At 64.4% G+C, this 20,260-nt stretch carries 15 protein-coding genes; 3 read left to right on the forward strand and 12 right to left on the reverse strand.

What is annotated here, in order from left to right; all coding sequences use genetic code 11:
• Nucleotides 1-136 precede the first annotated feature (136 nt).
• Entirely contained in the window at nt 137-577 is a 441-nt protein-coding gene (locus tag GV818_RS24050; protein ID WP_161756218.1) for an Rrf2 family transcriptional regulator, read from the forward strand.
• A gap of 105 nt (nt 578-682) precedes the next feature.
• Here GV818_RS24050 and GV818_RS24055 read toward each other — a convergent pair whose 3' ends face one another.
• The 12 genes from GV818_RS24055 to GV818_RS24110 form a co-directional block, all read right to left on the reverse strand.
• A complete protein-coding gene (locus GV818_RS24055) occupies nt 683-1,858 on the reverse strand; it encodes a pyridoxal phosphate-dependent aminotransferase (protein ID WP_161756217.1) in 1,176 nt (391 codons plus the stop codon).
• Between the two features lie 31 nt (nt 1,859-1,889).
• Complete coding sequence (locus tag GV818_RS24060; RefSeq protein WP_161756216.1) at nt 1,890-3,497, reverse strand: 5-guanidino-2-oxopentanoate decarboxylase; 1,608 nt, start codon at nt 3,495-3,497, stop codon at nt 1,890-1,892.
• Nucleotides 3,490-5,604: an acetate--CoA ligase family protein gene (locus tag GV818_RS24065; protein ID WP_161777724.1), complete on the reverse strand. Its 2,115-nt coding sequence runs from the start codon at nt 5,602-5,604 to the stop codon at nt 3,490-3,492. The genes GV818_RS24060 and GV818_RS24065 overlap by 8 nt, the downstream gene beginning before the upstream one ends.
• Before the next feature lie 21 nt (nt 5,605-5,625).
• Nucleotides 5,626-6,786 carry an acyl-CoA dehydrogenase family protein gene (locus GV818_RS24070; RefSeq protein WP_161756214.1) on the reverse strand — a complete coding sequence of 387 codons (1,161 nt, stop codon included), beginning with the start codon at nt 6,784-6,786 and terminating at the stop codon, nt 5,626-5,628.
• Between the two features lie 216 nt (nt 6,787-7,002).
• A complete protein-coding gene (locus GV818_RS24075; RefSeq protein ID WP_161777725.1) occupies nt 7,003-7,794 on the reverse strand; it encodes an enoyl-CoA hydratase/isomerase family protein in 792 nt (263 codons plus the stop codon).
• A 1,144-nt stretch (nt 7,795-8,938) separates the two neighbouring features.
• Nucleotides 8,939-10,342 carry an amino acid permease gene (locus tag GV818_RS24080; protein ID WP_161756212.1) on the reverse strand — a complete coding sequence of 468 codons (1,404 nt, stop codon included), beginning with the start codon at nt 10,340-10,342 and terminating at the stop codon, nt 8,939-8,941.
• Nucleotides 10,343-10,551: 209 nt separating this feature from the next.
• Nucleotides 10,552-12,807, reverse strand: coding sequence for an ATP-binding protein (locus GV818_RS24085; protein WP_161777726.1), 2,256 nt, complete (start codon nt 12,805-12,807; stop codon nt 10,552-10,554).
• Entirely contained in the window at nt 12,804-13,553 is a 750-nt protein-coding gene (locus GV818_RS24090) for a substrate-binding periplasmic protein (protein WP_372242121.1), read from the reverse strand. The genes GV818_RS24085 and GV818_RS24090 overlap by 4 nt, the downstream gene beginning before the upstream one ends.
• Nucleotides 13,554-13,584: 31 nt before the next feature.
• Nucleotides 13,585-14,307, reverse strand: coding sequence for a response regulator (locus GV818_RS24095; RefSeq protein WP_178125093.1), 723 nt, complete (start codon nt 14,305-14,307; stop codon nt 13,585-13,587).
• A 70-nt stretch (nt 14,308-14,377) separates the two neighbouring features.
• Nucleotides 14,378-15,025, reverse strand: coding sequence for a TetR family transcriptional regulator C-terminal domain-containing protein (locus GV818_RS24100; protein WP_161777729.1), 648 nt, complete (start codon nt 15,023-15,025; stop codon nt 14,378-14,380).
• 100 nt (nt 15,026-15,125) lie between these two features.
• On the reverse strand, nt 15,126-15,932 hold the full coding sequence (locus GV818_RS24105; RefSeq protein ID WP_161756207.1) for a class II aldolase/adducin family protein: 807 nt from the start codon (nt 15,930-15,932) through the stop codon (nt 15,126-15,128).
• A 73-nt stretch (nt 15,933-16,005) separates the two neighbouring features.
• A complete protein-coding gene (locus GV818_RS24110) occupies nt 16,006-17,067 on the reverse strand; it encodes an ABC transporter substrate-binding protein (protein WP_161756206.1) in 1,062 nt (353 codons plus the stop codon).
• A 215-nt stretch (nt 17,068-17,282) separates the two neighbouring features.
• Between GV818_RS24110 and GV818_RS24115 the strand changes: the two genes are divergently transcribed.
• Complete coding sequence (locus GV818_RS24115; protein WP_161777730.1) at nt 17,283-19,244, forward strand: FAD-dependent oxidoreductase; 1,962 nt, start codon at nt 17,283-17,285, stop codon at nt 19,242-19,244.
• 74 nt (nt 19,245-19,318) lie between these two features.
• Nucleotides 19,319-19,963 carry a cupin domain-containing protein gene (locus GV818_RS24120; protein ID WP_161756204.1) on the forward strand — a complete coding sequence of 215 codons (645 nt, stop codon included), beginning with the start codon at nt 19,319-19,321 and terminating at the stop codon, nt 19,961-19,963.
• Nucleotides 19,964-20,260 lie beyond the last annotated feature (297 nt).

Raw genomic sequence — 20,260 nt, forward strand, 5'->3', positions numbered from 1 at the left:
TGGGTGCAGTTGTTTTTATTTGCAATTGTCACCGTAACAAATACATTAAGCCTCGTACAACCGAAAAATTGCAGCCCCTGAACAGGCAGATCCAGGGCTGTCATACTCCACTTTTCAAAGGGACTTACAGACACTCATGAGCCAGTCGACCCGCCTGATCACCGCGTCCTACATCCTCTCCTTCGTCGCCGCCAATGCGCCGCAGAAACTGCGCACCGAGACCATCGCCAAGTGGGTCAAGACTCACCCGACCCGGGTACGCAACCTGGTGTCGCAGATGGTCAAGGCCAACATCCTGACCTCTTGGCGCGGCCCCAAGGGCGGCCTGACCCTGGCCCGCCCGGCCTCGCAGATCACCCTGCGGGATGTCTATGACGCGGTACAGGAAAGCTCGCTGATCGCCGAGAAAATCGACAACCCGTTTTCCGGCATGGAAGACCACTGCAAGGTGTTCGAGGTCTTCACCCGCCTCTTCAGCCTGCTGGAGAGCAACATGCGCCTGGACCTGGCCAGCATCACCGCCGACCAGTTGTTCGTAGCCTTCGACCCGCCCCTGGAAAGTGCCCAGGAGCGATAGGCACCTTCCTCTGTCACTGCTGCCACAGGCGGCAACAGCTCCACGGACCGCCAGTGTCGCTGGAGCGGCGCAAGCTGGCGTCCGCCCAGGCTTGCGCGGTGACGACTACCCCAGCAAGTCACCGGCACAGCGGGCAATTCGCTGGCAGGCTTCGCGCAGTGCCAGGGGTTCCAGCACCAGGCCCAGGCGGATATGCCCGGCGGCACTGGGGCCAAAGGCCTCTCCGGCCAACACCGAAACCCCATGGTGCTCCAGCAGGTGTTCAGCGAAGGCCTGGGCACTGAGCCCGGTGGCACGAATATCCACCATCACGAACATCCCGCCATCGGGTTTCAACGGCTTCGCCCCCGGACAATCGGCCAGGCAGTCGCACACCAGATCCCGGCGCTGGCGGTAGGCAGCGGCCATTTCCCGCAGCTGTGGCAACGGTTGCTCCAGGGCGACGATGGCGGCGTCCTGAATGAATTCCGGCGAACCGTAGAGCATGCACAACGCCAGGTTTTCCAGGTGCGCTGCCAGGGCCATTGGCGCCACCACCCAGCCCAGGCGCCAGCCGGTCATGGCGTGGGACTTGGACAGGCTATTCAGGGTTGCGGTGCGCTCGGCCATGCCCGGCAAGCTGGCCGGGCTGACATGTTCACCCTCGTAGAGCAGCTCGCTGTAGACCTCATCGCAGATCAGCCACAGGTCATGCTCGATGCACAGCGCCGCCAGGGCCTCCCACGTGGCCCGGGGGATGCTCGCGCCGGTGGGATTGTGCGGACTGTTGAGCACCAGCGCCCGGGTCTTGCCGGTGATACGCGCGGCCACCGCTTCGGGCTGCACCCGAAAGCCATCTTCGGCGCGCACCGGCAGCGGCACCACCTGGGCATTGCAAGCACCGAACACCGCTTCATAGGTGACGTACATCGGCTCGGCCACGATCACCTCGTCACCCGGGTCCAACAGGCACTGGGCAACGCTGTACAAGGCGCACTGGGCCCCGGCCAGCACCACCACCTGCTCGCCACTCACGACTTGGCCGCTGCGCTGTTGATGACGCCGGGCGATGGCCTCGCGCAAGGCCCGTTTGCCGCGCACGTCGGCATAGTGGGTGTGGCCGGCCCGCAGGCTGTCGATGGCGGCCTGGACCACCGGCTGCGGGGTGTCGAAATCCGGATCGCCCACCGACAGCAACCAGACCTCTTCACCCCGTTCACGCTTGGCCAGGGCGCGGTAATGAATGTCCCAGGCAGCGGCGCCATCACCGGCAATACGTTGGGTCAGCTGAGAAAAGCGCATGGTGAGACTCCTGGCAAAAGGTTGAAACGCATCAGCGCGCGCATGCGTGCTTGAGTTCGATCAGGCTCACGCCGTTACGGGCAAAACCGCTGCGCAGCGCCTGTTGCAACTCATCCAGGCTGGATGGCTGGCTGACCGGGCAGCCGAAGGCCTGGGCCAGGGCGATAAAATCCGGGTTGCGCGGCAGCACGCCGATAGGCTCGATATTCAGCTCGAGCATGTCGTCGCGAATCTGCCCCAGGGCATCGTTGTTCCACAGCAGGACCACCAGCGGGCTGTCCAGCTCCTCCACCGCCGTGGCCAGCTCCTGCACCGTGTAGAGAAAGCCGCCATCGCCCACCAGCACCAGCCCGGGACGCTGGGGCGCGCCGAGCTTGGCACCGATGGCCGCCGGCAGTCCGTAGCCGAGGGTGCCGTAGCCGGTGGGGTGCAGCCAGCTGCGGGGCGCACCGCTCGGGTACAGGTAATTGCCGCTGTAAGCCAGCTGGGTCATATCGCTGCTGATGAAGCCGTGTTCCGGCAACTCCGCCGCCACCCGCTGCAGGATCTGCTGATGGATCTGCTGCAAGGGCCCCTGCCCACCCTGCACCGTCCTGCGCAGTTCGGCTACCGCATGAATCGCCGCCGCGGCCTCCCTCGGTTGAGACGGCAAGGCTTGCAGCAAGGCATCAAGGGTCGCTCGGGCGTCGCCCTGCAAGGCCACCGCGCAAGGGTAGAAGTCATTGAACTTGCGCGGGTCGATGTCCAGGCGCAGCAGCTCGCCGTTGAGCGGCAGGCGCTCGCGCCAATAGTCGGTGTCGGCCATCTCGGTGCCCACCGCCAGCACCACATCGGCCTGGCTGATCAGTTGCCAGCCGGGCTCTACACACAGGGTTGCCCCGGCATTCAAGGGGACTTCATCCGGCAGCAGGCCCTTGCCGGCGACGCTGCTGAAGAACACCGCACCCAGGCGGGTGCTCAGGGCCCGCAACTGCTGCGCTGCGTGCAAGGCGCCACCGCCGGCGATGATCATCGGTCGTTTGGCTGCCTGCAGCTTGCTCACCGCCTGCTGGATATCCGTCGCCGCCGCCGGACCACGGGCTGGGCGCCGCAGCACCTGCGTCGTCCAGTCCCAGGCCACTGGCGCCGCCAGGACATCCAGCGGCACCGAGATATGCACCGGCCGCGGGCGCTCGCTGTCGAACACCGCAAAGGCCCGGGCGACCAGCTCGGGCAGGTCCTCCGGGCTCAGGGCCAGGGCCGAGAACGCAGTGATTGGCGCGGTGATCGCGCGCTGGTCCTGGGTCTCGTGCAGCGAGCCCCACCCCTTGCCCAGGCTGGCGCTGTGGTTGACGCTGGAAATCACCAGCAGCGGGATCGAGTCGGCATAGGCCTGGCCGATGGGCGTGGCGACATTGGTCACTCCCGGGCCGCTGATGACGAAGCACACCCCGGGCTTGCCGCTGACCCGGGCATAACCGTCGGCCATGAACCCGGCGCCCTGTTCATGCCGGGTCAACACATGGCGGATGCCGCTGCCGGGCAGACCGCGGTACAGCTCCAAGGTGTGCACCCCGGGAATGCCGAATACGGTGTCGACGCCGTAGCCGGCCAGCAGGCGCACCAGGGCCTGGCCACCGGTCAAGGTTTGATCATGCATGTCGTTCTCCTTCAGCCCGGCCGAGGCGAATCAACGCATCGACCGCGACGGTGCCGCTGGCACCGACCAACAATGGGTTCACATCCAGTTCCAGCAGTTGCCCGACATTTTCGCAGGCGTAATCCGCTACCGCGCCGATGGCCGCCACCAGGGCTTGTATATCCGCCGACGGACGCCCGCGAAAACCTTGCAGCAAGGGGGCGCTGCGCAGGCTGAGCAACGCCTGGCGAATTGCCCCCTCGGTGGTTGGCAATAGCAGGCTGCGACTGTCCTTGAGCAACTCCACCAGCACCCCGCCCGCACCGATCACCAGCGCCAGGCCGAAATCGTTTTCGCGCTTGATACCGACAATCAGCTCCGCCAGCGGCGCTGCCGCCATGGGTTCCAGCAGCACCTGCTCGAAAGCCAGCGTGGGGGCGTGCTCGGCGATCCGCGCCCGCATCAGGCGCAGGGCCGCGCTCAAGGCTGGCGGGTCCTGGAGATTCAGGGCCACGGCCCCGGCCTCGGTCTTGTGCGGCAGTTGTGCACTGACCGCCTTGAGCACCAACGGGTAGCCCACGCTGGCCGCCGCGCTCAAAGCCTCTGCGGGCGTGCTCAACACCCCGTCCGGGGTGTTCAGGCCGAAGCCGCGCAAGGCCTGCTTGGACTGCCACTCGTCGAGCCATTGCCCCGCCTCCAGCGGCCGTGGACACAGCGGCACCAGGGCCGACTCGCCCAGGGCCAGCAGCGTTTGACGCTGCGCCTGATACGCGCAGATCCGGCCCCAGGCCGCCAGCCCGTCCTCGACCCCTTGCAACGCCGGAATCCCGTGGGCGTGCAGGCGTTCACGGGCGCTGGCGGGCAGCAGCTCGGGAAACGCCGAAGTGACAAAACCGCGCTTGCCGTGCCGTTGCAGCGCTGCGCAGAACAGCTCCAGCAACAGGTCGCACTCCTTGCGCTCGCCGGTAAATGGCGCCGGGTAATCCAGCACCAGCATCGCTGCATCGGCATCGCTGCGCAGGGCCGTGTCGAGCATGCGTTGCAGGGCCTGGGCATCACCCCAGATGGCAGTGGTGAAATCCAGCGGGTTGACCAGGTTGGCGTACCCCGGCAACACCTCGGCCAACTCGGCACATTGTCCGCCGTCGAGCTTGGGCAGGCTCAGGCGGTTGCCTTCGGCGTAGTCGGCGATCAACCCGGCATCGCCACCGGAACAGGCCAGGGCGATCAGTCGCGGGCCGCTTGGCAACTGCCCGCATGAAGCGGCTTTCAAGGTCTCGACGAAACTTACCGGGCCACTCACCCGGATCACTCCCAGGCGCTGGAACAGCGCGTCGTACAAGGCATCGGAACCGGACAGCGAACTGGTGTGACTCAAGGCCAGCTCGGCGCCGATCTGCGACACCCCGGTTTTCAGAGCGATGATCGGAATGCCCTTTTCCAGGGCCTTGTGCGCCGCCCGGGCAAACCCCGGCACGTTCTTCAGGCCCTCCAGGTGCAGGCCGATCGCCGTCACTCGTGGCTCATCCAGCAGCACGTCCATCAGTTCGGCGATGCCCAACTGCGCCTGATTGCCCACCGAAGCCATGTAGGCCACCGGCAGCGATCGATCGCTCATGGACAGGTTGTAGGCAAAGTTGCCGCTCTGGGTCAGCACCGCCACGCCGCGCGCCACCGACTGCCCGCCATGGGCCACCGGCCACAGCGCGGCGCCGTGCAGATAGTCCAGCAGGCCGTAGCAGTTGGGACCCAGCAAGGCCATGTCACCCGCGGCCTTGAGCAGCTGTTGTTGCAGGGCCTGGCCCTCGGCGCCGGTCTCGGCGAAACCCGAGGCGTAGCAGATCGCCCCGCCCGCCCCCTTGGCCGCCAACTCGGCAACACAGGTCAGTGTCAGCTCGCGATTGGTGGCGACGAACACTGCATCCGGGGCGCAGGGCAACTGCTCGATACTGGCCACGCACGGTACGCCATCGAGCTCCGGGTACTGCGGGTTGACCAGCCACATCGGCCCCGCAAAACCGCCCTCGGCACAGCGCTTGAGGGCCCGGGCCATGCTGCGGCCACCGACAAAAGCCAGGTGCCGGGGGGCGAGCAGACGCTTGAGGTTGTCACGAAGATTCTGGGACATCACACAGGTTCTCCAGGCGGCTCAGCGCATCAACGGGCGCAGCAGTTCACGGGAAATGATGTGCCGCTGGATCTCCGAAGTGCCTTCCCAGATCCGCTCGATCCGCGCGTTGCGCCAGATGCGTTCCACCGGCCCCTCATCCATCAGGCCCATGCCGCCGTAGATCTGCACCGCCTCGTCGGCCACCTTGCCCAACACCTCGCTGGCGAACAGCTTGGCCATGCCGGCCTCGCCATCGGTCATGCTGCCCTGGTCCATCTTCCACGCTGTGTGCAAGGTCATCAGCTCGGCGGCGCGGATCTGCGTGGCCATGTCCGCCAACTTGAACGACACCCCCTGGTAGCTGCCGATGGCCTGGCCGAACTGCTTGCGGTCCGCTGCCCATTGCAGGGATGCATCCAGGGCGCGTTGCGCCTGGCCCACGCAGTTGGCCGCGACCATCACCCGCCCGGCGGTGAGCCAGGCGTTGGCCACTTCCCAGCCCTTGCCCACCTCCCCCAGCACCTTGGACGCCGGCACCCGGCAGTCGTCAAAGAACATCTCGAAGGTGTGGTAGCCGCGGTTGCTCACACACTTGGGCCCGCGGCGAATGGTCAGGCCCGGGGTGTTGCGGTCCACCAGGAACGAGGTCACCTCGTTACGCTGGCGGCCGTTGTGCTCATAGGTGCCGGTGACCGCAAAGACGATGGCGAAGTCCGCATGCCCGGCGTGGCTGATGAAGTGCTTGCTGCCGTTGAGCACGAAGTCGCTGCCATTGCGCACCGCGCGGGTCTTGATCGCGTTGGCATCGGAGCCGGCACCGGGTTCGGTGAGGGCAAAGCAGTCAGTCTTCTTGCCCTGCACGCAGGGCAACAGGTAGTCGCCGATCTGCGAGCCGGTGCAGGCCATGAGGATCTTCGACGGCCGGGCAACGAACACGTGCAAGGCCCAGGAACACTTGGCCAGCTCACGTTCGATCAACGCCTGGGACAGGTAGTCGAGGCCACCGCCACCGACCTCCTCGGGCATGTTGAAGGCATAGAAGCCGGCGGCGATGGCCTTGCTGCGGATTTCCCCAGCGAGGTCGGCACTGACCTCATCGGCACGATCCACCGCCTCCTCGTGGGGCAGCAACTCCTTGCTGACGAAACTGCGAACCGCGTCCACCAGCATTTCTTGTTCTTGGCTGAGTTGGAAATTCATGGCGCTACCTGTGAGTGAATGACGGTGCAAAAAACGGCTGATCTGGTACGACTCCCTGCCCACAACCCCTTCCCGTAGGAGGCCGCTTGCTGGCGAAGAGGCCCTTGAATGAGGCGCTGTTCTTGAGCGCGCCTTCGCCGGCAAGCCGGCTCCTACAAAATGGGCGCATGGCCCAAGGGCCCTTTCGCCGGCAAGCGGAACGCCGCCCGGCCGCTCCTACAGTCCGGTGAATTTTGGCGGGCGTTTTTCGGTGGCGGCGCGCAGGGCTTCGGCCCCGTCGGCGCTGCGCCCGCACAGCAGGCCTGCGGCCAGTTCCGCGGCCAGCTGCTGCGCCAGGCTGCGGTCGGCGCCCTGGCGTATCAGCTTCTTGGTCTGGGCAAAGGCGAAGGTCGGGCCCGTGGCCAGGCGCGCAGCCAGTTCGCTGACATTGCCGATCAACTGCTCATCGGCGCACACCTCGCCGACCAAACCGGCGGCCAGGGCCCGTTCGGCGCCCCACAACTCATCGAGAAACAGCAGGCGCTTGGCCTGTTCGCTGCCGATCAAGCGCGGCAAGTGCCAGCTGGCACCGGCATCCGGCGAGTAGGCCATGCTGGTGTAGCCGGCCTTGAAGCGCGCCGACTGCGCCGCCACCCGCAGGTCGCAGCACAGGGTCAGGTCCATGCCGGCGCCCACCGCGGTGCCGTTGATGGCGGCGATGGTGGGTTTTTCCAGGCTGTGCAGGCGGGTCATCAGAGCGTGGGCGGTTTCGGTCCAACCGTAGCTTTCCAGGGCCCCGCGGGCGTCGGCCGCGGCCCATTCCGCCAGGTCGGCCCCGGCGCAGAAACTGCGGCCAGTGCCGGTCAGCACCAGCACCCGCACCGCCGGATCGCTGTTGCAGCGTTCCAGCAGAGCGTACAGCTCCTTGAGGGTGGGAATGTCCAGAGCATTGCGCTGCTCCGGGCGATTGAGAGTGATCCAGGCTACGCCGGCTTCGACCCGGCTGAGCAGCGACGATGAAGGAGTCATGTGCGTCCTCGAATTATTCTGGTTGGCGTGAGGGGGTGACTTGAGGGCCATACTAAACGAGTGTTCAACAAGGCGGCAATTGCTTGCCTGAGTACCTGGGCGCAGCCGAAAAACCAACCTATCTCATTGTTTTTGTTTGGAAAAAAATAGCGCCACGGGGATTGCGGCGAAGTTGCTGTTACAACTTCGAACAACCCTCGACAAAGCCATACGGCGGTGAGCCTTGGCGAGGGAGCCTGCTTCTGTTCGTGTATTGCCTGGCGGCCGGCCTGATTCCTGTGTGGTACGCGCGCCCTGTCGGAACTGGCTTGCCAGCGAAGGCGCCCGCCCAGGCGATGCAAGGCTTACGGGCCCCTTCGCCGGCAAGCCGGCTCCTACAGGGAACTTCACGGTGTATCTGACTGCTGTAGGAGCTGGCTTGCCAGCGAAGGCGTCCGCCCAGGCGATGCAAGGCTTAAGGGCCTCTTCGCCGGCAAGCCGGCTCCTACGGGGAACTTCACGGTGTATCTAACTGCTGTAGGAGCTGGCTTGCCAGCGAAGGCGTCCGCCCAGGCGATGCAGGGCTTAAGGGCCTCTTCGCCGGCAAGCCGGCTTCTACAGGGAACTTCACGGTGTATCTGACTGCTGTAGGAGCTGGCTTGCCAGCGAAGGCGTCGGCCCAGGCGATGCAAGGCTTAAGGGCCTCTTCGCCGGCAAGCCGGCTCCTACACGGAACTGCAGGGTGTACCTGACGGCTGTAGGAGCTGGCTTGCCAGCGAAGGCGTCGGCCCAGGCGATGCAAGGCTTAAGGGCCTCTTCGCCGGCAAGCCGGCTCCTACAGGGAACTGCACGGTCTGTCTGACTGCTGTAGGAGCTGGCTTGCCAGCGAAGGCGTCGGCCCAGGCGATGCAGGGCTTAAGGGCCTCTTCGCCGGCAAGCCGGCTCCTACGGGGAACTGCAGGGTGTATCTGACTGCTGTAGGAGCTGGCTTGCCAGCGAAGGCGTCCGCCCAGGCGATGCAAGGCTTAAGGGCCTCTTCGCCAGCAAGCCGGCTCCTACAGGGAACTTCACGGTGTATCTGACTGCTGTAGGAGCTGGCTTGCCAGCGAAGGCGTCGGCCCAGGCGATGCAAGGCTTAAGGGCCTCTTCGCCGGCAAGCCGGCTCCTACAGGGCTGCGGCGGGTTGCAGTTGGCGCTTGCGCTGCATCAGGTAGTAGGCGCCATAGCACAGGGCGATGAAGCCGGAACCCCAGTACAGGGACGGGCGCTGAGTTTCGTCGAGGGCCAGGAACACGAACAACGAGCTGCACAGGACGATGCACAGCAGCGGCACCAGGGGGAACCAGGGCGCGCGGTATTTGAGCTGGTGCAGTTGTCCGCCTTCGCGCAGGAATTGGCGGCGGAAGCGGTACTGGGCCAGGGCGATGACGATCCAGGTCACGGTGCCGGCCATGCCGCTCACCGCCATCAGCACCATGAACAGGGTATCGGCGGCGACCACACTGGTCAGCAGCGAGACCAGGGCAAAGCACAGAGTGATGGCCAGGGCTCGCAGTGGTACGCCCTGTTTGCTCAGGGGCGACAGGGCCTTGGGCGCCATGCCGGATTTGGACATGGCCCAGAGGATGCGCGTGGAGGCATACAGCCCGGAGTTGCCCACCGAGAGGATCGCCGTGAGGATCACGAAGTTCATCAGGTCCGCCGCATAGGGAATGCCGACCATGTCGAACACCTGGACAAACGGGCTTTCCACCAGCCCGGCCTGCTGCCACGGAATGATCGCCGCCAGCACCATCACCGCCAGCACGTAGAAAATCAGCACCCGGAACACCACGTTGCGTACCGCTCGGGGGATGCTTTTTTCCGGCTGGTCGGTCTCTCCCGCCGCCACCCCCATGATCTCGCAGCCCTGGAAGGCATAGACCACGGTCATCATCACCGCGAACACCGCCGACAGGCCGTTGGGAAACAGTGAATCACCGGTCAAGTTGCTGAACATCGGCGCCGGGGCGCCTCCGGGCAGGTCGATCACGCCGAAAATCACCAGCACGCCAACGATGATGAAGCCCAGGATCGCCGCCACCTTGATCCCGGCGAACCAGTACTCGGCCTCGCCAAAGGCGCGCGTGGCCATGGCGTTGATACCGAACAGCAGGGCCACGAAAAATGCCGACCAGTACCAGATCGGCACTCCGGGGAACCAGCGCTGCATGAGCATGCCGGCTGCCGTGAACTCCAGGCCCACGGTGGTGGCCCAGCTCATCCAGTAGACCCAGCCGATCATGAAGCCGGTGGCCGGGCCGATGTATTTCGTCGCGTGGGCCTGGAACGAACCCGATACCGGCATCTGTACCGACAGCTCGCCGAGGCAGACCATCACCAGGTACATCAGGAACCCGGCCACCAGGTAGGAGAGGATTGCGCCCCAGGGTCCGCCCTGGTTGATGGTGACCCCGGAGCCCATGAACAGCCCGGTGCCGATCACACCGCCCAGGGACAACATGAAGATGTGCCGGCTCTTCAAGGACCGGGTCAGTTGAATGCCTTTACGTTCGGTCGTGGTGGTCATGTGGGCACCTCAGCAGTCGGTGAGGCGCAAGGCGCGGGTCGATGGGGTAACGCGGGCGGGAAAAGCAGCTTGCAGGCAGTTCATTATTATTATCTCCAATAAGCTTCGAAGACCGCGACGGGCGCGGCTCCAGGGATTATTGGAAAGCCATGTAAGTTCGGGTTGAAGCAAAAGATCGAAGATGTAAAAAGTCGTAAGGATTTTGTACGTCAGGCGTTCAGCAATTGCGCCAACAGCGCCCGAGACTGTTGCCAGAAGGGTTGCAGACGCTGCGCCAGGGGCGCCAGCAAGGTCCGGTCAGCTGCCAGGGCCGCGTTTTCCAACTCCCGCAGGGCCCGTGCCAGGCCGCAAAAACCCAGGGAATCGGTGCTGCCGGCCAGACGATGGGACAAGTGCAGGACTTCCGTGCAGTCCTCGGCCGCCAGGGCCTCGGCCAACAGCGGTTGTTGTTGGTCCAGGGCATCTGCCAGGACCCTGAGCAGACCCTGCAACTTCTGCTCGCCCAACAAGCTGCGGTGGGTGTCCAGCAACGACTGGTCGATGAGCCCTTGCGACCCAGCGATGGATTGCGCCAGTGGCTGCCCGCCAAGTACCTCGCGCAGGCCGTCCAATTGCAACGGCTTGCCCAAGATGCCCTGCATCCCGGCCTGCAGATAACTGCGCACCAGGGACGGCTGCACGCTGGCGGTCAGGGCAAAGATCCGCGCCTGGCGATTAGGCCCGGGATGGCGACGAATCTCCTGGCACAGTTCGATCCCGCTGATGCCGGGCAGGTGCACATCCAACAGCAACAGGTCGAACGCCTGTTGCTGAATCAAGGCCAGGGCGGTTTCGCCATCTTCCGCCAGCCAGACCTGATGGCCGTCGCGCTCCAGCAGGCCGCAAGCCACCTCGCGGTTCAGCGCCACGTCTTCCACTACCAGGACCTTCAGCCCTCGGATCGGCCCGACGATCGGCGCCGCCGGCAGCGGCGCACGGCCGATGCCCAGGGACAACTCGAACCAGAAACAACTGCCCTGCCCCAGCTCGCTGTCGACGCCGATGGCACCATCCAGTTGCTGCACCAGGTGCTTGCAGATGGCCAGGCCCAGGCCGGTGCCGCCGTAACGCCGGGTCACTTCGTCACTGGCCTGGACGAAACGCTCGAAGATCTTTTCCCGCATGGACGCGGCAATGCCGATGCCGTTGTCGCGCACGCAGCAGCGCAGATGCTGCACATCCACCTCAGCGCGCAGCACTCGGACCTCGACCTGCACCCAGCCGCCTTCGGTAAAACGAATGGCATTGGCCAGCAGGTTGCTCAGGACCTGGCGCAGGTACTGCTCGGCGCCTTGCTGGCGGGGCGCCAGCTGCGGGTCGATCTGCAGTTCAAGACGCGTGCCGTGGTTCTCGGCACGGGGTCCAAGCAGGGTGCTGACTTCCTCGAGCAACTGGCGCAGGGAAAAATCCCGGACTTCCGGGCGGCTCGCGCCCTCCTCCAGGCGCGCGAAGGACAGCACCTCGTTGAGAATCGCCAGCAAGCCTTCCCCCGCCTGGTGCAAGGCCTGCAAGCGCTGCCGGTCCTGGGTGTCCAGAGGGGCTGTGCGCAGCAGTTCGGCCATGCCCAGAATACCGTTCAGGGGGGTCCGCAACTCATGACTCATGGTGGCCAGAAAGCGCGACTTGGCGAGGTTGGCAGCTTCGGCGTCGTTCTTGGCCTGCATCAGACTGGCAGTGCGCCGCTGGACCATCTTCTGCAGCTCGTCGCGCTTGTCCTGCAAGGCCAGGCGGTCGACTTCCCGACGCTGGATATCGTCGAGGATCGAGCGCCGCATCTCATCCAGGGCCCGGGACACGGTGTCGATCTCATCGCCTCCCGGTCGCTGGCGCTTGTCCAGGCGCAAGGGCTCGTGCCAGTCGCCGCCCGCCACCCGCAGGGCAAAGTCGGCCATCACCTGCAGGTGCCGGGTCACCAGCCGATAGAACAGCCCGGACAACGCCACCGCCAGCCCGCAGAGAAACACGCTCATCCACAGCAAGCTGACCAGCCCGGTGGCGTACAGGCGCCGGTACACCGCCCCCAGGTCGGTACTGACCTGCAACTCTCCCAGCTGCCGCAAGGGCCCGGAGGGTGGTTGATAGCTCAGTGGGAAACGCTCTACCCGCAACGGCCCGATCAGCTCGGCACGGCCCTGCTGCAAGTCGAAATCGGCGCTGAGCAAATGCACCTGTGCCACATCGGAAAAATCCACCAGCCCCTGCAGTTGCACGGTCAACTGCTCCTGGTTGAGGTCCCACAGGTTGCGCTCCAGGCTGCCCAGGTAGCCGGCACGGATCAGCTCCATGCGGCTGTCGATGTCGCGCATTTCCCGACGGTACTCGAAATACAGTTGCACCGCGCTGGCGAGCACGGTGAAGCACAGGCTGAACAGCAAGATGAACAGCAGCAGGCGCCGCAACAGACCACCGGGGCGGGCGCGGATCATGGTCTGTCGGCCTGTTGCGCTTTGAGCATGGCGCGATAGCCGGCCTGGCTTTCCTCCAGCCAGCGCTGGATCGCCCCGCTGTCCACCTGACGCTGCAACTGCACGTCGATCTCGGCCATGCGCGCGGCCAGGGGCGATTGCCGTGACACCGCCAGGCGCAGGTAATCGACGCTGACCGCCTGGGGCAAGGCGACGATGTCCTCAGCACCCGGCAGTTGCTCGATGAACAGTTGCCCGGTACGGCGCTCATAGGGAATGAAGTCGATGCGCTGACGGATCAGCTTGCCGAAGTTCTGCTGGCTGCTGGACACCCACTCGATGTTGCCGTGCTGCACCACCTGACGGTCGAAATCCTGGCCATAGCTTTCGCCGAACAGCAAGCCGCCGCGATAGGCTCGCAGGTCCTGCAACTGCCGGAAGTGCGGCGGATTGCGCCGATTGACGAACAGCGCGACTTCTTCACGCAACACCGGCACCCGGGAAAACAGCAGATCTTGCTGACGCTGGCCCGTGCTGTAGGCCAGCACCACATCGACCCGGCCTTCGGCGGCGTCCAGCAGGCAGCGCTTCCAGTTACCCAGCACCACCACTTGCACCTGATAACCCAGGTCCTCCAGCACCTGGCGCACCAGGCTCGGCGCCAGGCCGCGCACCTGCAGGCCGTCGCTCCAGGAGATCGGCGGGTACACCGGGTAGTCGCAGTAACGCAGCAGCGGCTGCGCCGACAGCGAGCCGGCGAGCAAGATCAAGCACAGCCCCCAGGCGTGCCGCAACAATTCAGGCGGCCACGCTGGCGGTGAACAGGTAACCGGCGCCGTGGATGGTGATGATCAGCTCCGGCTCGGCCGGATCATCGTGCAGCTTGCGCCGCAGCCGGCCCACCAAGACGTCGATGGAGCGGTCGCTGGGTACCCATTCGCGGTTGCGGATCTGGTCCATCAACTGGTCGCGACTCAGGGTGTGACCGCTGTTGCGCAGGAACACGCTGAGCAACTGGTACTCACCGTGGGTCAGCAGGGTTTCGCCGCCACGGCGGTCGATCAAGCGGCGGCGATCGGTGTCCAGCGCCCAGTCGGCGAACTGCTTGACCGGGCTCGGGCTGGTGGCCATGGGTTGCAACTGCCGCGCATGACGGACCCGCCGCACCAGGTTCTTGGCCCGGGACACCAGCTCGCGGGGGTTGAGGGGTTTGATCACATAGTCATCGGCGCCGCATTCCAGGCCGACGATGCGGTCGATGTCGTCGTTGCGCCCGGTGATCAGGATGATCCCCACTTCCGAGCGCACCCGCAGTTCACGGGTCAGGGTCAAGCCGTCCTTGCCCGGCAGGCGGATGTCCAGCATCAGCAGGTCGACGGTGTGCTGGCCGAGAAAGGTTTCCGCCTGCTCCGCCGTAGCGGCGCAGTGCACCTCGTACCCTTCCTGGGAGAGATAAGCGTGGAGCAGTTCGCGAATCAGCGGATCGTCATCGACGATCAATACCCGAGGAGTCATCGCCAGTTGTCCTGATGGTTTCTTATTAGAGTTATAGGTCTTGCGTGTTGCAGACTAGCCATTACTGAACAACCGATCAACAGCCCTCTGTCCGGGCCGTGAAGCCCTTGCCTTCACTGGCCTGCAGCCCCTCGACCCAGGCCTCGCAGATCTGCACACCTTGCTGTGGGCTGAACGTCCCGGGGTTGAGCCCGGACTCCAGCCACAAGCCATCGAGCAACGCGCTGAGGCTGATGGCCGCGAGATCGGCGTCGAAGCCTTCCCAGCCACGTTCCCGCGCCAGACTGGTCAGCATGCTCCCCAGCTCATTGCGGTACTCGGCGTAAGAATGTTCGTGAGCCTGGTTGATCGCTTCGGCAGTCTTCACCGCGCCCCAGAATGCCAGCCAGGCATCCAGCAGTTTGGGGTCCAGCAACTCGGCGCAAAACGACGCCCGAAAGAACGCCGACAGCCGCTCGCGGGGAGTCGGAGCGGCCTGGTCCAGGGCCTCACGTAGCAGCGCCATGACCCGCCCGGTGATGGCGCGGTAGGCCTCGGCCACCAGTTCATCCTTGCCGGAATAGTGATGGCTGATCAGCCCGACCGAGACCCCTGCCTCAGCGGAAATCTTGCGGATCGAAGCGCCCTGGAAACCGTGGCGCTTGAGGCAGACCAGCGTCGCCTCGATTAGCTCGGCCTTGCGCAGCCCGGGTTCCAGACGAGAAAAGCGCGCTTCCTGGCTCATGGGGCAAACTCCTGGGGCAATGACGAAAGAGCAAACTGAACGACTGTACAATAAGCTTGCCAGCCCATCCAGCCCGCGGCTCATTGCTACAGGCGTGTAGTCAGGCGCGGTAGTCGGGGGCGATCCGCTCCAGCAGCCGCAGCAATGCAGCCCATGCCAGTTGCATGGCATCCGGATCGTTCAGCTCGCCTTCCTGCAACGGCCGACCGGGGTCATTGAACTGACGTTCGGTGTGGGCGCACACCTCTGCCGGGGGCAACACTACTTCCCCCGCTGCCTGGGCGGCCAGCTGGATCTCGCAGGCCTTTTCCAGGTAATACATACGCAAGAAAGCCTGGCTCACGGTTTCGCCCACGGTGAGCAAGCCATGGTTGCGCAGCATCAGCACCGACTTGTCGCCCAGGTCTGCGACCAACCGTTGCTGCTCGCCAAGGTCCAGGGCCACGCCTTCATAGTCGTGGTAGGCCACGCGACCATAGAACTCCATGGAAATCTGGTTCACCGGCAGCAGCCCGCACTTGAGCGCCGCTACCGCACAACCGGCCTTGGTGTGGGTGTGCAGGACGCATTGGGCGTCCTCACGGGCACCGTGAATGGCGCTGTGGATCACGAAGCCTGCCGGATTCACCGGGTATGGCGATGGTTCTACGGCACGTCCGTCGAGGTCGATCTTCACCAGGTTGGACGCACTGATCTCGTCGAACATCAGCCCGTAAGGGTTGATCAGGAAGTGGTGCTCGGGGCCAGGGAGGCGCACCGAGATATGGGTGAAGATCAAGTCGCTCATACGAAAGTGCGCGATCAGTCGGTAACAGGCGGCCAGCTCTTCTCGCAGGCGCTGTTCGGTGGCGCTGCGTTCAGGCGTGGCACGAGTACTGTGGGTCGGGCTGGAGGCGATATTATTCATTGTTGGGGTCCTCAGGGCTGTTGGGCTGGCAAACAATAGGGCTGCACGTCCAGCGACGTCCAGCCCGTTCGGGCTACTTGCTGGCCCAGGCGTTGAAACGCTCCTCCAGCTCCTCGCCATGGTCGACCCAGAACTCGACGTTCATCGCCAGGGCGCCCGCCAGGTTCTGCGCCGAGGTCGGCACCCATTGCGCCAGGGCCGAATCAAGCTGCGCTGCGGCCAAGGTGTTGGTAGGCCCATAAGGGATCTGCTGCACATACTTGACCTGAGCCTCGGGGCTATTGGCAAAAGCGATGAAGCGCTTGGCCTGGTCCACGTGTTTCGAGCCCTTGATGATCGCCCAGTAATCCATGCCGTACAGGCTGCCGGGCCAGACCAGCGCCAGCGGCGCGCCGCCTTGCGCAGCTGCGGCGATCCGGCCGCTGTAGGTCGAAGTCATCACCACGTCGCCAGCAGCCAGCCATTGCGCCGGTTGTGCCCCGGCTTCCCACCATTGGATGTATGGCTTGAGCTCGCCGAGCTTGGCGAAGGCCCGGTCCACGCCCTCCGGAGTGGCCAGGACCTTATACACATCCTCGACCTTGACCCCGTCGGCCAGCAGCGCGAATTCCAGGTTGTACACCGCGCGCTTGCGCAATCCGCGCTTGCCAGGGAATTGCTTGACGTCCCAGAAGTCGGCCCAGGACGCGGGCGCCTTGGCCAGCTTGTTGCGGTCATAGGCGATCGCCACGCTCCACACCAGCGCCGCTGAGCCACAGGCCTGGGCGGCGTCGGGAATCAATTCCGCAGCACGCCCCAGGACCTTCCAGTCAAGGCGCTCGTACATGCCTTCGTCGCAACCGCGCATCAGGTCCGGGCCCTCGATCTGCACCACGTCCCAGTCGACGTTGCCGGTGTCGACCATGACCTTGATCCGCGCCATCTCGCCGTTGTATTCGCTCTGGATCAGTTTGCTGCCGTCGGCCTTGCTGAAGGGTTGGAAGAGCGCCACATCCTGGGCTTTTTGTCCGGCTCCGCCGTATGCCACGACAACCATGTCGGGGGCTGCCTGGGCACTGTCCAGGCCCAACATCAGGCTTAGCGCCAGGCTCAGTGTCAGGGAAGAAAAACCGTGCGTAAGGGAGAGCGCTTTCATCTGTAATTCCTCGTGCCGGTGCCAGACCGGCGCGCACCGGCATGACCCTTTTTTATTGTTGTGAGGTGTGTCCCGAAGCGGGCGCAAATCGAAGCTACTGCATCGGCAAGTAAAAAAACAAGTTGATTTTTTACTACAGGTAAATTTTTATAGAGACATAATAACAACGCCGAGGCCCTGCGCCCTGCCCTCGGCCTGCCTGGAGTAACCGCAGCATGTCGACCGCCGCTCCTGCTTTCCCGCACCTCTTCGAGCCGTTGCAGATTCGTGGCAAACGCCTGAAGAACCGCATCATGTCCAGTGGGCATGACACCTCGATGCCCACCGACAATCTGGTCAACGAACAGTTGATTGCTTACCACCGGGCGCGGGCCGAAGGCGGTGTCGGCCTGATTGTGCTGCAGGTGGCAGGGGTCCACGACAGTGCGCGCTACACCAGCCATGTACTGATGGCCACCGACGATGCCTGCATCGACGGCTATCGTCGCCTGGCCGAGACCTGCCACGCCTATGGCACTGTGGTGCTGTCGCAGATTTTCCACCCGGGGCGGGAAATCATGGAGTCGAGCGACGGCCTGCTGGCAGTGGCCTATGCGCCCTCTGCGGTACCCAACGAACGCTTCCGGGTAATGCCCCGAGCCCTGGACCAGGCCATGATCGACGAGATCATCCAGGGCTATGCCGATGCCGCAAGACGCCTGCACCAGGCTGGGCTAGACGGCGTGGAACTGGTGGCCAGCCATGGCTACCTGCCGGCGCAGTTCATCAATCCTCGGGTCAACCGGCGCACGGATGGCTACAACGGCGAACTGCAACAGCGCCTGCGCTTCATCCAGGAAATCCTCGACGCCATGCGTGCCAGCACCGACGAGGCGTTCATCATCGGCCTGCGCATCAGCGCCGATGAGCGCGACCCCGAAGGCCTGACCGAAGACGAATCCCTGGCCGCGGTGCAGATGCTGCAAGGGCAACTGGACTACGTGCACATCGTCGCCGGTTCCTCGGCGTCCTTGAGCGGCGCAGTGCATATCGTACCGCCGATGGCGGTGGAAGCGGCGTATCTGTCCCGGGAGGCAGGGACCTTCAAGGCCGGGCTATCGATCCCGCTGTTTGTCACCGGGCGCATCAATCAGCCCCAGGAAGCCGAGGCGATCATCGCCAGGGGACAGGCCGACGTCTGCGGCATGACCCGTGCACTGATCTGCGACCCTGAGATGCCCAACAAAAGCGACAGCGGCCACGTCGAGGATGTTCGCGCCTGTATCGCCTGCAACCAGGCGTGCATCGGCCACTTCCACAAGGGCTTGCCAATCTCCTGTATCCAGCACCCGGAAACCGGCCGCGAACTGCAATATGGCCAACCTAAAGCGATAGCCCGGCGCAAACGCATCCTGGTGGTGGGCGGCGGCCCGGCGGGGATGAAAGCCGCAGCGGTGGCGGCGCAACGGGGCCACGCGGTGACCCTCTATGAAGCCGGCTCGCAACTCGGCGGCCAGGTGTTGCTGGCGCAGCTATTGCCCCGACGCAGCGAGTTCGGCGGCGCCAGCACCAACCTGCAGCGGGAGATGCAGCTGGCCGGGGTCGAGGTGCAACGCAATACCCGGGTCGACCGTGCCTTGGTGGAGCGAGAACAGCCCGATCTGGTGATTATCGCCACTGGCGCCCAGCCCTATTGGCCGGCTTTCGAGCGTGGTGGCGAACTTCAGGTGGTGGACGCCTGGCAGGTACTGCGAGACGAAGTGCAACTAGGGCGCTCGGTGGTGGTAGCCGACTGGCGCTGCGACTGGATCGGACCGGGTATAGCCGAACGTCTGGTGCGTGCCGGGCATCAAGTGCAACTGGCGGTCAACGGCACCCACTGCGGCGAAAGCCTGCCGCTGTATGTGCGTGACCAGATGGCCGGCGAACTGCACAAGCTGGCGATCCCGATCATTCCCTATGCCCGCCTCTACGGCTGCGATGACAGCACTGTGTACCTGCAACACACCGCAAGCGGCGAGCCGATGCTGCTGGAAAACGTCGACAGCCTGGTGCTGTGCCAGGGCCATCAATCTGTCGACGAGCTTGGCGCACAGTTGCAGGGACTGGTGGAGTTTCGCCGCATCGGCGACTGCCTCGCGCCACGCACTGTAGAAGAGGCAATCTATGAAGGTTTGAAAGTCGCCTGGGAGCTTTGAGGCTGCTTTATACTTCAGGCCTTTTTCCAGGATGGGTGCTCGGACGTACCCATTCCCATGGTTCGGAGCCTGCCATGAACAACAGCAGCAAGACACTGTCTGCGAACCTCGCGGCCAGCCCGGAACCGGACACCGACAGCGAGATCGCCGTGTCCGCTGCCGGCGGCCCGCAGTTCCTCGGCACGCGAATTCGGGGCCTGCGCAAACGCCGGGGCCTGACCCTGACCGGGCTGGCGCAGATGAGCGAATTGACCGCGGGCTACATCAGCCAGTTGGAACGCAACCTGGCCTATCCGTCGATTCCCGCGCTGTTCAATATCGCCCGCAGCCTGGGAGTGACCATCCAGTGGTTTTTCGCCAGCGAAACCCAAACAGCCCCTGAAGACCAGGGTTACGTGGTGCGCAAAAAGCAGCGCCTGCAGGTCAACTACGAAAACGGCATCATCGACCAGTTGCTGACCCCGCAGCCCACTCGCCAACTGGAGTTCCTGCACTCGCGATTTCCTCCGGGTACCTATAGCAAGGAGAGCTACAGCCACGAGGGCGAGGAAGCCGGTTACGTGCTTTCGGGCACTTTTGAACTGTGGGTTGGCGAGCGCCATTTCCAACTCAGCGAAGGCGACAGCTTCAGCTTCTCCAGCCAGGAACCGCACAAGTATGGCAACCCCGGCGAGGAAGATGCGCTGGTGCTTTGGGTCATAACCCCGCCGACTTTCTGAGCCCTCGCCGCCGTCCCGTAGCGCCTCGCCACAACCAGCAATGCCAGCGATATCGGCTTACACGCCGACTCTGCCTTCAAGGCCATGAACTCGTCGCCCCCTGAGAACTGTTCAGCTGCTGGTTGGTGACGCCAAGCCAGGAGCACTGCCAGATGAGGCACGTGTACAACTCAGGCAAGCCTTGGCTCGCATCGCACTACCAGATCAAGACCATGAATCATCTGTAACGTCGGCGCGCAGCCCTGGCTGCTGTCACAAGATGCTGGCAGCCGGGCCGACCAAACAAGGACAGAGAGC

Origin of the sequence: Pseudomonas sp. Fl4BN1 (assembly GCF_009908285.1) — a bacterium.
Taxonomy (GTDB): Bacteria; Pseudomonadota; Gammaproteobacteria; order Pseudomonadales; family Pseudomonadaceae; genus Aquipseudomonas.

Coding starts and splice junctions, on each gene's coding strand:
- GV818_RS24050 (WP_161756218.1), top strand. CDS start 137: ATGAGCCAGTCGACCCGCCTGATCACCGCGTCCTACATCCTCTCCTTC.
- GV818_RS24055 (WP_161756217.1), bottom strand. CDS start 1,858: ATGCGCTTTTCTCAGCTGACCCAACGTATTGCCGGTGATGGCGCCGCT.
- GV818_RS24060 (WP_161756216.1), bottom strand. CDS start 3,497: ATGCATGATCAAACCTTGACCGGTGGCCAGGCCCTGGTGCGCCTGCTG.
- GV818_RS24065 (WP_161777724.1), bottom strand. CDS start 5,604: ATGTCCCAGAATCTTCGTGACAACCTCAAGCGTCTGCTCGCCCCCCGG.
- GV818_RS24070 (WP_161756214.1), bottom strand. CDS start 6,786: ATGAATTTCCAACTCAGCCAAGAACAAGAAATGCTGGTGGACGCGGTT.
- GV818_RS24075 (WP_161777725.1), bottom strand. CDS start 7,794: ATGACTCCTTCATCGTCGCTGCTCAGCCGGGTCGAAGCCGGCGTAGCC.
- GV818_RS24080 (WP_161756212.1), bottom strand. CDS start 10,342: ATGACCACCACGACCGAACGTAAAGGCATTCAACTGACCCGGTCCTTG.
- GV818_RS24085 (WP_161777726.1), bottom strand. CDS start 12,807: ATGATCCGCGCCCGCCCCGGTGGTCTGTTGCGGCGCCTGCTGCTGTTC.
- GV818_RS24100 (WP_161777729.1), bottom strand. CDS start 15,025: ATGAGCCAGGAAGCGCGCTTTTCTCGTCTGGAACCCGGGCTGCGCAAG.
- GV818_RS24105 (WP_161756207.1), bottom strand. CDS start 15,932: ATGAATAATATCGCCTCCAGCCCGACCCACAGTACTCGTGCCACGCCT.
- GV818_RS24110 (WP_161756206.1), bottom strand. CDS start 17,067: ATGAAAGCGCTCTCCCTTACGCACGGTTTTTCTTCCCTGACACTGAGC.
- GV818_RS24115 (WP_161777730.1), top strand. CDS start 17,283: ATGTCGACCGCCGCTCCTGCTTTCCCGCACCTCTTCGAGCCGTTGCAG.
- GV818_RS24120 (WP_161756204.1), top strand. CDS start 19,319: ATGAACAACAGCAGCAAGACACTGTCTGCGAACCTCGCGGCCAGCCCG.